This is a genomic window from Actinophytocola sp. KF-1 (assembly GCF_054661535.1).
This window is the reverse complement of the sequence record NZ_BAAFVK010000006.1, coordinates 78,367-90,385: the sequence shown is the minus strand read 5'-3', so window position 1 is coordinate 90,385 and position 12,019 is coordinate 78,367. Positions and strand designations below refer to the sequence as shown.

Here is a 12,019-nt window from a genome sequence, read left to right as displayed (position 1 = left end):
GACGGACCTCAACGGTTCGCAGGAAACTTTCCCGCACTTTTGCATACGGATCACGTTTGGGTGAAACGCCGTAACGCGTTGCGGCGATAGGGGGCACGAATGGATGAAATCGGCCTCCTGGTCGATGCACGTATGGGGGGCGTCCATGGCGAAGTCGCTGCGCCGTGTCACCTTGCTGTCTGTCCTCGCGACGGTCGCGGCCACGCTCGCTGTGCTTCCCGCGACCCCCGCCGCGGCGGCCACCCTGCCGAAGGACTTCGTGCTCCGCGACATCGCGACCGGCCTCGCGGGCATCTCCGCGGGCGGCCTCGGCGACGGGCTCACCGACTTCGCGTACCTGCCGGACGAGAGCATCATGGTCGCGGGCAAGTACGGCAAGGTCATGCACGTGCCCCGCTCGGGCGCACCGCGCCAGATCGCGATGCTCCCGACCAACGGCACCGGCGACCTCGGCCTCGCGGGCCTCGCCATCGCACCCGACTACGCGACGAGCAGGACCGTCTACACGGCACGCGCCGTCCACAAGACCGGCACCGGCACCGGTGCGAACGGCGTGCTGCGGGTCAGCCGCTGGACCGCCACCACCGACCAGGCGGGCGCGCCGACCGCGCTGACCGGCGAGCAGATCGTGGTCGAGACCTTCGCCGACGCCACGATCCACGGCATCTCCGGCCTGGTCGCGGCGGCCGACGGCACCCTGTGGGTGACCATCGGCGACAGCGCCAAGATCGGTTCACCGCTCGGCCTGCGCGCGCAGAACCTCGACGACCCGCACGGCAAGGTCCTGCACGTCAACCCGGACGGCACCGGCGTGCCGGCCAACCCGTACTACAACCCCGCCAACCCGGGCGGTGTCCGCAGCCAGATCTACGCGAGCGGGTTCCGCAGCCCGTTCCGGATCTCCCTCGACCCGGTCTCCGGGCAGCCGGTGGTCGGCGACGTCGGCAACGGCACCTACGAGGAGATCGACTTCATCAAGTCGGGCAACAACTACGGCTGGCCGTGCTGGGAGGGCGGGGTCCGGACCGGGCTGAGCTCCTACCCCGAGTGCGCGGGCGTCACCACGGCCATGCCCATGCACGCCTACCGGCACAGCACCTCGCCGTACGGCATCAACGCGAGCGTCACCGGCGGCGTCGTCTACACCGGACAGTCCTATCCGGAGCAGTACCGGGGTGCGTACTTCTTCGGCGACTACTCCGACCGTCTGCTGTGGTCGCTGAAGTTCGACGAGAAGGGTGTCGTCACGAGGGCCGCCGAGACCGGCGGGCTCGGCGTCGAGATCGGCGCGCCGGTCAAGTTCGCGACCGTGCCCACCGGCGGCGACATCGTCTACGCCGACATCCACTCCGGGAAGCTGCGCAGGCTCGTGTACTCGCCGGGCAACGTGGCACCGGAACCGGAGATCACCGCGACCGTCGACGCGGACACCCGCACGGTCGCCTTCGACGCGTCCAGGTCCGCCGACCCCAACGGCGACCCGCTCACCTACACGTGGGCGTTCGGCGACGGGCAGACCGGCACCGGCGAACGCGTCAGCCACACGTACGCGGCCGGGGAGAGCTTCGAGGTGACGCTCACCGCCAGCGACGGCAGCAAGACCGGCGCCGCCACCAGGACCGTGTACCCGGGCAACCACGCCCCGGTGCTCACGGTGCGGGCGCCGGACCCGGCGCGGACGTTCGCCGTCGGCGACGTCGTCCAGGCGCAGGGCTCGGCGACCGACCCCGAGGACGGGGCGCTGACCCTCACGTGGGCGATCCAGATCGTGCACTGCTCCTCGCCCGCCGAGTGCCACCAGCACCCGGGCGCCCGCCAGGAAGGGCCGGACTTCAGCCTGGAGTTCGAGGGACATCCCGGCGACAGCAGGCTCGAGGTCACCGCCGTCGCCACCGACGCGAAGGGCGCGTCGACCGAGCAGACGTTCACCGTGCACCCGAAGCAGCGGCGCGTGACGCTGCGCAGCACCGCGGCCGCCGACTTCACCATCGACGAGGAGCACACCAGCTCCGGCCTGTTCACCGTCGGCACCCCGTTGACGATCATCGCGCCCGAGGTCGCGCAGGACGGCTTCGCCACCTTCAGCCAGTGGGCCGAGGGCCGGACCGAGCGGGTGCGCGAGGTGACGCTGCCCGACGCGGACCAGGTGTACGAGGTCATCTACTTCTCGCCGATCGACCGCCGGTACAACACCGACGCGGCGATCAGGACGATCCTCGGCACCCCGACCGGCCCGGAGCAGGGTGACGCGGGCGTGCGCTGGCGGACCTACACGAAGGGCCGCATGTACTGGTCGCCGGCCACCGGCGCCCACGCCGTCAACGGCGCGATCCTGACCAAGTACCTGGCCGCGGGCGGGCACCTGGTGATGGGCTTGCCGACCACGGACGAGACCGCGGGCAAGGACGGCGGCCGGTACAACCTGTTCAGCGGGAACCGGGGCATCTACTGGCACCCGCAAGCGGGCACGCACGCCGTCGTCGGCGCGATCCACACGCGGTACCGGGCACTCGGCGCGGAGGCGTCGCTCGGCTACCCGACCACGGACGAGGCCGACACCGCGAGCAAGACGGGCCGCTACAACCACTTCCAGCGCGGCACGATCCTGTGGTCGGCCGCGACGGGCGCGTTCGCCGTGAAGGGCGCGATCCGGTCCAGGTACGCCGCGCTGGGCTACGAGAAGTCCTACCTCGGCTACCCGAAGAGCAACGAGTACGCCGTGACCGGCGGACGTCGCAACGACTTCCAGCACGGCTACATCTTCTGGAACTCCACAACCGGCCAGGTAACCGACCGCCGGTACTGACCAACACTGGGATGAAGGGGAATTCGTTGGGGCGTAAGAGAAACACACTGCTGATCGGGGTGGCCGCGGTCACCCTGCTCGGCACGCAGGGCACGGCTTCGGCCGAGCCTGCCGCACCGGTCGAGCAGGCACCGGTCGCGGCGAGCACCGACAGCGTGGACGTCATGACCATCGCGGAGGCTCGCAAGAGCGTGGGGCTGGGCTCCGCGACGACGGCCGCGCCGCGGGCGAGGACGGCAGCGGCCGCACCGGAAGCGGCCGCCGTCGGTTCCGGTGGCTCGGCGTTCACGTCGATGACGCCGACCCGGGTGCTGGACACCCGCTACGGCACGGGCGTGCCCGCGGGCGCGGTGCCGGGCGGCGGGGTCATCACGGTCGACCTGTCGTCGCGGGTGCCCGAGAACGCCACCGCCGTGGTGCTGAACGTGACCGGTGTGCAGCCGTCGGTGTCCACTGTGATCAACGTCTGGCCGTCCGGCGAGCCGCGGCCGATCGCGTCGACGCTCAACCTGCGCGCCAAGGAGATCCGCGCCAACGCGGCCACCGTCGCGCTCGGCCCGGACCGCAAGATCCAGCTGCGCAACAACTCCGGCAACGTCCACCTCGTGGCCGACCTCGCCGGGTACTACGCACCCGCGACCGGCGCGCGGTTCACGTCGATGGCGCCGACCCGCGTGCTCGACACCCGCGTGTCGGGCGGTGCGCTCGGTCCGGGGCAGACGCGGACCATCAACCTGTCCTCGCGCGTGCCGGAGACGGCCACCGCCGTCACGTTCAACCTGACCGGCGCGAGCGCGACGCTCAGCACCGTCGTCACCGCCTACCCGACGGGCCAGTCGCGGCCGCTCGCGTCGAGCCTGAACCTGGTGCCGGGGCAGATCACGCCGAACCTGGTGACGGTCGCGCTGGGCACCAACCGCAGCATCACGCTGCACAACAACTCGGGCAACACGCACCTGGTGGTCGACCTCGCGGGCTACTACGCCACGGACCGGGGCAACCCCTTCTACCAGATGTACCCGTACCGGGTGTACGACACGAGGTACGGCGAGCCGCTGTACCAGGGCGAGACCGCGGTCTTCGAGTTCACGACCGAGGTGCCCCCGTCGGCGACCTCGCTCGTGTTCAACCTGACCGGCACCGCACCGTCGGCCTCGACGTTCGTCACGGCGTGGCCGGGCGGCGCGAGCAGGCCCAACGCGTCGAACATCAACCTCGCGAAGGCGCAGACCGCGGCCAACATGGCGGTCGTGGCGCTCGGCCCCGGCCGTGAGATCTGGATGCGCAACAACACCGGCGTCGTCGACGTGATCGTCGACGTGGCGGGCTACTTCGCGCCGCCGCCCGCCGCGTGCGGCAGTGCGTGCGTCCGCTCGTGGGGCACCAACTCCAACGGCCAGCTCGGCGTCGGCACCACCGGCGGCTACTCGGGCGAGCCCGGCAGGGTCGACGGCGGCAGCGGGTACACCGCGGTCTCCGGCAGCATCGACAACGGCTACGGCCTGCGGGGCGACGGGACCGTGTGGGCCTGGGGTTCCAACGGGCTGCAGCAGCTCGGCAACAACACCCCGTGGGGGCTGTCGACCGTGCCGGTGCGCGTCGGTTCGCTGACGAACATCCGGCAGATCTCGTCCGGCGGCTTCAGCGCCTACGCGCTCGACAACAACAACAAGCTGTGGGCGTGGGGCCACAACGGCAACGGCGAGCTGGGCGACGGCAGCGTGAACCAGCGCAACGCGCCGGTCGCGGTGAACATCCCGAGCGACGTCCAGCAGGTCGCGGCCGGCTACCTCACCACGTTCGCGCTGCGCGCGAACGGCACGGTGTGGGCGTGGGGCGCCAACGGCGGCTCGCTGGGCAACGGCGCCTACGGCACCGGCTGCGACACCATGCCGGTGGGCCCGGGGTGCCGTGCGGTGACGCCGATCCAGGTGCCCGGCCTGACCGGCGTCGTCTCGATCGCCGCCACCTACAACGCGGTGTTCGCCGTGAAGTCGGACGGCACCGTGTGGACGTGGGGCTTCAACGCCGAGGGTGAGCTGGGCATCGGCACCGCCGGTGGCCCGGCCTGCTACGACAACCCGCTCGCCACGAACTGCATGAAGCTGTCGCCGGTCCAGATCCCGGGGCTCACCGGGGTCAGCAAGATCGTGACCGGTGGCACGACGGCGACGTACGCGCTGATGGCGGACGGCACCGTGCAGTCGTGGGGCTACAACGCCGCGGGGCAGCTCGGCAACGGCACGACCGGTGTCAACTGCGTGGACGCGACGGTGCCCGACTGCGTGCGCAGCACGCCGGGCCCGGTCACCGGGCTGACCGACGTGGTCGACCTCGCCGCGGGTGACGCGTTCGCCATGGCGCGCCGCTCGGACGGTTCCGTGTGGACGTGGGGCCTCAACAGCCGCGGCCAGCTCGGCGGCCAGTGGTCCCCGGCCGACGTGCCGACGCAGGTGCCCGGGTTGACCGGCGCGACGGCGATCGGCGCGGGTCTCGCCACGGCCTACGCGGTGAGCTGACCCGGTAGGACAACGAAAAGGCGCGCCCGGCGACGGGCGCGCCTTTTCACATCTCGGCGGTCCTGCGCAGCGCGTACAGGACGTTGTTGCGGCGCGGCGGGATCCGCGCCTCGCACACGACGGAGAACTCCGGCAGGCCGTCGGCGATCATCGCCTGGAGCTCGTCGCGGGCCGGGAAGCGGACGGTCTTGTCGCCGGAGACGTAGCGGTCCGCGGTGTAGGCCATGAGGTGGGCGATGCCCTTGCCGCGTTCCCAGTCCTTCACGGCCACCATGCCGCCCGGCGCGGTGAGCTTCGCCGCGTCGGTGAGGATCGGGACGCGCAGCTCCTCCGGTACGTGGTGCACCACGTCGACGATGGTCACCAGGTCGAACGGCGCCGGGTGCTCCGCGATGAAGTCGCTCGACGTGATCGACCGGAACGTGGCGCGGGCCGGGTCGCCGCGGTAGAGGCGGCCGGGGTTCGGGGCCACGTCGATGCCGACGTACGTGGCGTCCGGGAACGCCCGCACCAGCCGCTGGCCGAACGTGCCGTCACCGCTGCCGATCTCCAGGGTCCGCTTGGCGGTGGTGAGGCTCGCCAGCGTCGTCGCGAGCGAGTCCAGGTCGATGAACCGGTTGCGGTACGCGTCGGCCGCCGGGATCTCGAAACGGCCGAGCCTGTGCCGGACTGCTGAACCGAAACCCATGCGGCGAGGGTAGTGCCAGCGTTCAGCAGGCGGTGATGCGGTACAGCCGCGCCCGCAGCCCCTCGTGGTCGACCTCGTCGACGCCCGGGTTGGTGAACAGCGAGTCGAGGCCGTCGAACCGGACGTGCCGGTCGTGCACCTGCCTGCCGTCGAAGTCCAGGACCCAGTACGCGTGCAGGTCGCGGACGATGTCGCACACCTTCGGGTCGTCCTCGACGTCGTCGAGGTTGTCCATCACGTACTTGATGTCCGGCGGGATGGTGCCGCCGACGTGCGGCGTCAGCATCCGCCTGCCGGAGAACGCGTACGCGAGCGCGGTGCCGGTCCACGGGTTGCCGATGATCGAGTCGCCCGGCGGGATCTCGTCGTCGAGCCGTTCCATGAGCTTCAGCTCGTCGGTGGAGACCACGATCGAGTCCCCGTGCAGCGAGTACGTCGACTGGCCGCGCACGACCTCGTAGTTCACCGAGCTGTACTGGCCCGCGACCGCCATCGCGGCGGCCACCACGAACGCCGTCACCGCGGCGACCGGGCCGGCGCCCGGGGTGTTGCGCAGCTTGTCGAACGACGGCCTGCGGGCGGCCAGCCGGTCCAGCACGACCGTGTACAGCCAGGTCGCGGCGACCGTCGCCACGACCACGATGATCACCGGCAGCTGGCCGGCCAGGCGGAACGGGTCGTTGTACCAGACCCCGGTGATGAAGTCGCGGAACCGGCCGACGGGCGCGGCCGCGACCACCACGTACAGGCCTGCGGCGATCACGTACATGCCGACCAGCCACAGCGCCACCTGCCTGCGCATGATCAGCCCGATCGCGACCAGCGTCAGCAGGAACACGACCCACGTCGGCCCCTGGAAGGAGAACCCGGCGGCGATCACCTTGCCGACCGCCTGCGGGATCGTCTCGATCGGCGGCCACCAGCCGTTCGCGCTGGGCCGCGCCCGCTTCCAGATCACGACGCCCACGACCACGTACGCGAGCATCAGCACCACGCCGAGCCAGTACCGCACCTCGGCGGCCCGGCCGATGGCCTTCACGCGGCGGCGGTAGCGCACCAGCGTGACGACGAGGATGGGGAGCGCGAGCAGCAGCAGCACCAGCAGGGTGCTCGGGTGGGCGAGCGCGATGCTCGGCACGACCGCCACGAGCAGTGCCATCGACATCCACCGCGGCGTGCCGCCGCGGACGCCGACGCCGGTCGACATGGCGACCAGCGCGAGGCCCGCGGGCAGCAGCGCGATCGACATGAAGAACGGGTACAGCACGCCGAAGTCGGTCATCAGGTACGGGAACGCCCCGAACGTCGCCGACAGCGCGCCGGCGAACAGCACCGGCACCGGCCGCATGCCGGTGAGGCGGGTGGTGAAGAAGATGGCGCCGATCGGCCACACCAGCGCGCCGACCACCAGCGTCACCGCGTTGATCGCCTCCGGCAGCGACACCCCGGTCACCTGCACGACGAGGCTCACCAGGTCGTGCCACGCCGCCGGGTACGTGGCGGGCCGCGCGCCGTTGCTGTACATCCCGCCGAGCGTCAGCGACGACCCGGAACCGGTCTCGAGGATGAAGCGGATCGCGTTGAGGTGGAAGACGTTGTCGTAGGTCTGCGAGAAGTTCTCCGGGCCGCCGATCATCCTGGTCAGGCCGCGGATCAGGAGCACGGCCGGGATCAGCAGCGCGCCGAGGTGCACCAGCAGGTGCCACCGCGACCGCAGCGGCTTCGTGGCGTGCGGCCTGCGGCGGCCGCGCGTGAGCAGGCGGTACACCAGCCCGGCGAGCGCGAGCACCACCGCCGTGCCGAGCACCGGGTACACGCTCCACCGCAGACCGGCCATCTTCGCGAGCACCGCGACGACCGCCATCAGGCTGATCGACAACGGCGCGGCGACGCCGACCGCCACCAGACCGCTCACCCGCCAGCAGCGGACGACCACGTAGCCGGGCAGGAAGACCATGGCGGCGGTGACGATGACGGCTGGGGCCAGCTGCCACCAACTCATGTGTGTGTGCTCCTTCGCACGGCGTGCTGACGGGCTCGAACACGAGGGGCCCCGGTGCGCGTACGCAGGGCGAACCAGCTCGGAGCACGGGCAGATTACCAACCTGTTTCACGCGTCGGACGCGGGCGTCGGGGCTGGTGACGGTCCTCGTTAGACTGCCTCGCTGTGCGAGTGCTGAGCGTCGTCGGAGCCCGTCCTCAGTTCGTCAAGCTGGCGCCGGTCGCGCGTGCCATGCGAGGACGGGCGGACCACCTGATCGCCCACACGGGCCAGCACTACGACCACGACATGAGCGGGGCGTTCTTCACCGACCTCGGCATCCCCGAGCCCGAGTACAACCTCGGCATCGGGTCCGGCGGGCACGGTGAGCAGACCGGCGCGATGCTCGCCGGGCTGGAGAAGATCATCCAGGACACCGCGCCCGACTGGGTGCTGGTGTACGGCGACACGAACTCGACGCTGGCCGCCGCGCTCGCCGCGGTGAAGCTGCACGTGCCGGTCGCGCACCTGGAGGCGGGCCTGCGGTCGTTCAACCGGCGGATGCCGGAGGAGCACAACCGGGTGCTCACCGACCACGCCGCCGACCTGCTGCTCGCGCCCACCCAGGTGGCGATGGACCACCTCGCCACCGAGGGGCTCGCGGCACGCAGCGTGCTGGTCGGGGACGTGATGACCGACGTGCTGTTCGAGACCAGGGACAAGGTCGCGGGCACCCCGGTGAAGCTGTCCGTGCCGGTCGAGCCGGGCGACTACTACGTGGCCACCATCCACCGCCCCGACAACACCGACGATCCCGAGCGGCTGCGGGCCATCGTCGAGGGCATCTCCAAGGTCGGCAAGCCGGTGGTGCTGCTCGCGCACCCGCGCCTGCGCCACCTCGCCGAGAAGCACGGGATCACGCTCGACCCGGGCTCGATCACGCTGTCGACGCCGGTCGGCTACCCGGAGCTGGTGAACGCCGTGCAGCACAGCGCGGGCGTGATCACCGACTCCGGCGGGCTGCAGAAGGAGGCGTTCCTGCTGCGTGTGCCGTGCACCACCATCCGGCCGGAGACCGAGTGGGTGGAGACCGTCGACCTCGGCTGGAACGTGCTGGTGAACACCGACTTTGCGGCACTGCCGGGGATCGTGGAACGCCCGCGACCCGCCGCGACCGACGCGGCCCCGTACGGCACGGGCCACGCCGCGCAGGCGACGGTGGACGCGCTCCTCAGCGCCTGAGGCGCTCCGCCCCGGGGTTCAGCCTTCTGGCGGCGACATCACGACGTTTGCCCGCCTCCGGCGGCCTGGCCAACGCGATGCCCACTGTCGTGAGCACGGTCAGGTCGAGGTGCCAGTCGCGGGCGGACCGGCGCGCCGCCATGTCGCGAAGGCGTTGTCGAGGTGTGCGCGAGCCTGGTCCGCGGTCATACCGGTGACCGCGACGAGGTGGTCGAACGCCTGCCGTTCCTCGCCTTTGACCTGCGCGTACCCGACATGTGTCGTGCGGTGACAGTCGGAACACACAACGATCAGGCGCCGCAGCACCTGTGTGGTCGTGGCGTCGTCGAAGAACCGTCGTTCGTGAGCTTCCAGCCACCGCTTGATTTCGCGATCTTCAGGGCGACCCGGAGCCGAATGCGCGGTCTTCACCTGGCAACAGGTTCGGCACGTCCTTCTCGCTGTACGGCACGTCCAGCCAGATGCGTCTGCTGGTCATCTGTGCCCTCCCGATCGGTGAGCCGCCTCGGGCCCAGGATGCCGGGCAACACCCACGGCAACCGAGCGTGCACGCTGCAGACCACCCGATCGGCCCAGCTCGGACCACGTGCGCACCGTTGTTCAGGCGTAAAGCACGAACCGCCTGGTCACGTAAGGTGCCAGGCGGTTCGGGACGGGTTCGACGGCGGTGACTGTCAGCGGCGCGCGTGCTCCGTGATCCAGGCCGCGGCCAGGCGGCCCGTCGTCGCCAGGGACGCGTTCTCGCGGACCCACTCGACGAGGTGTGCGCTGTCCGGGCGTTCCCCGTCGAGCATGGCGATCATCTTCGCCGCCACGTCCGCCGGGGTGTAGGCCGCGACCGAGCCGAGCTTGTTCTCCTCGATCAGCTCCGCGCTCGCGCCGACACCGGCGAACAGCACCGGCGTGCCGCACGCGGCCGCCGCGTAGATCTTCGTCGGCTTGGCGAAGTCGTAGCCCTTGCCCGGCACGATGCTGACCAGCGCACCCGACGCGCCGGAGAGCCAGCGGGCCGCGTCCGCCGGTGGCACGACGCCGCCGAACGCCACGGCGTCCGGCGCGATCTTCGCCGCCAGCTCGCGCAGTGCGGGCTCCGCCGAGCCCTGGCCGAAGAACCGCAGCCGTGCCGTCGGGTGCTTCTCCCGCACCAGCGGCATGGCCTGCACGAACACCTCGCAGCCCTGCCACTCCGACATCGTGCCGGTGTAGACGAAGTACGGCTCCTCGCCGGTCGCACCGGCGACCGGCTGGAACTGCGCGGTGTCCACGCCGTTCGCGATCACCTCGACGTTGCGGGCGCCCAGCGCACGGGCCCGTTCCGCGACGCCGTCGGACACCGCGATGACCCCGCGCGCCCGGCGCAGCGCGAACTGCTCGAACGCACGCATCACCTTCGTGACGAAACCGGGCGCGTCGATGGCCGCCACCGCGTCGGACCAGATGTCCGCCGCGTAGTAGAACAGCGGCTTGCGGCGCACCAGGCACGCCAGCGCCGCGAGGGCCCCGGTGGTGGGCGGCGGCTCGGAGACCACCACGTCCGCCGACCGGAACAGCAGCCGGGGCACCATCGGGAAGTCGAAGCTCGCGTACTGCACGTAGCCGCGGACGTTGCCGCCCGCGTCGCGCAGCACCGGCCAGCGCAGGACCCGGTAGTCCGGGAAGTCCTGCGTGGCCGTGCCCTTCGGCGGCTTCGTCGTGAGCACCGTGATCTGGTGGCCCGCCGCGGCCAGGCCGTCGGCCAGGGCCTTCAACCGGAACGCGGCCGCGGCCACCTCCGGCGCGAACAACCGGGTCACGATGACGACCTTCATGCCGGGACCACCGCCGAGCTGGCGAGCAGCTGCTCCGCCGTGCGCAGCGTGTTCTGCCCCTCCTGCAGCGTGACGATGTCCAGGTCGCGGCCGAGGATCGCGTCGCGGAACTTCTCGTGCTCCACGCGCAGCGGCTCGCGCTTCTGGATCGCGAAGCGGGTCACGTCACCCTCGGACACGCCGCGGAAGTTCGCGACGGAGTCCCACTCGGTGGTGACCACGCCGTTGGCGTAGAAGGTGAGGTCGGCGGTCAGGGTGTCCGCGACGAACGCGCCCTTCTCGCCGGTCACGACCGTCAGGCGCTCCTTCATCGGCGACAGCCAGTTCACCAGGTGGTTGGTGACCGTGCCGTTCGCGAGGCGGCCGGTGGCGGCCACCAGGTCCTCGTGCGGGCGGCCCGACCGCAGCGCGACCTGCGCCGACACGGTCAGGTACTCGGACTGCGCGAGCCACGCGGTCAGGTCGATGTCGTGGGTCGCGAGGTCCTTGACCACGCCGACGTCGGCGATGCGGGCCGGGAACGGGCCCTGCCGGCGGGTGGCGATCTGGTAGATGTCGCCGAGGTCGCCGTTCGCCATCCGCGCGCGCAGCGACTGCAGTGCCGGGTTGTACCGCTCGATGTGCCCGACCGCGCCGACCACACCGCCGTCCGCGAACGCCTTCACGAGGCGCTCACCGGCCTCGACGCTGTGCGCGATCGGCTTCTCGATGAGCGTGTGCACGCCCGCCTCGGCCAGCGCGAGGCCGACCTCCTCGTGCATGCCGGTCGGCACCGCGACCACGGCCGCGTCGATGCCGGCCTTGATCAGCTCGTGCACGTCACGCAGCACGGGCAGCCCGCCCGCCACGCCGTGCGGGTCGCCGGTGGCGTCCGCGACCGCGACCAGCTCCAGCCCGTCGACCTCGCGGACGACGCGAGCGTGGTGGCGGCCCATCATGCCGAGGCCGATGAGGCCAACGCGAAGATCGGTCATC

The 12,019-nt window shown here is 71.2% G+C and carries 8 protein-coding genes; 3 read left to right on the top strand and 5 right to left on the bottom strand.

The features are described from left to right. The first annotated feature begins 145 nt into the window (after window positions 1-145). Window positions 146-2,806 (top strand): PQQ-dependent sugar dehydrogenase, encoded by a 2,661-nt coding sequence (locus ACYQ77_RS19145; protein ID WP_459713152.1) that lies wholly within the window; start codon window positions 146-148, stop codon window positions 2,804-2,806. A gap of 26 nt (window positions 2,807-2,832) precedes the next feature. Next, entirely contained in the window at window positions 2,833-5,325 is a 2,493-nt protein-coding gene (locus ACYQ77_RS19140) for an RCC1-like domain-containing protein (RefSeq protein WP_459713151.1), read from the top strand. Between the two features lie 46 nt (window positions 5,326-5,371). Here the strand turns inward: ACYQ77_RS19140 and ACYQ77_RS19135 are convergent, their stop codons facing one another. Further along, a complete protein-coding gene (locus ACYQ77_RS19135; protein ID WP_459713149.1) occupies window positions 5,372-6,013 on the bottom strand; it encodes a class I SAM-dependent methyltransferase in 642 nt (213 codons plus the stop codon). A 22-nt stretch (window positions 6,014-6,035) separates the two neighbouring features. After that, on the bottom strand, window positions 6,036-8,015 hold the full coding sequence (locus ACYQ77_RS19130) for a DUF6541 family protein (RefSeq protein ID WP_459713147.1): 1,980 nt from the start codon (window positions 8,013-8,015) through the stop codon (window positions 6,036-6,038). A 165-nt stretch (window positions 8,016-8,180) separates the two neighbouring features. Here ACYQ77_RS19130 and wecB point away from each other — a divergent pair, with 165 nt between their 5' ends. Next, window positions 8,181-9,236: a non-hydrolyzing UDP-N-acetylglucosamine 2-epimerase gene (gene wecB / locus ACYQ77_RS19125; protein ID WP_459713145.1), complete on the top strand. Its 1,056-nt coding sequence runs from the start codon at window positions 8,181-8,183 to the stop codon at window positions 9,234-9,236. Between the two features lie 99 nt (window positions 9,237-9,335). On the opposite strand, the gene ACYQ77_RS19120 is transcribed toward wecB, so the two are convergent. The 3 genes from ACYQ77_RS19120 to ACYQ77_RS19110 all read right to left on the bottom strand — a co-directional run bounded on the left by ACYQ77_RS19120 (window position 9,336) and on the right by ACYQ77_RS19110 (window position 12,018). Further along, window positions 9,336-9,647 (bottom strand): hypothetical protein, encoded by a 312-nt coding sequence (locus ACYQ77_RS19120; protein WP_459713143.1) that lies wholly within the window; start codon window positions 9,645-9,647, stop codon window positions 9,336-9,338. 263 nt (window positions 9,648-9,910) lie between these two features. Next, window positions 9,911-11,044, bottom strand: a complete 1,134-nt coding sequence (locus tag ACYQ77_RS19115; RefSeq protein ID WP_459713141.1) for a glycosyltransferase family 4 protein — start codon at window positions 11,042-11,044, stop codon at window positions 9,911-9,913. Then, complete coding sequence (locus ACYQ77_RS19110) at window positions 11,041-12,018, bottom strand: Gfo/Idh/MocA family protein (protein ID WP_459713139.1); 978 nt, start codon at window positions 12,016-12,018, stop codon at window positions 11,041-11,043. The genes ACYQ77_RS19115 and ACYQ77_RS19110 overlap by 4 nt, the downstream gene beginning before the upstream one ends. Between the last annotated feature and the right edge of the window lies 1 nt (window position 12,019).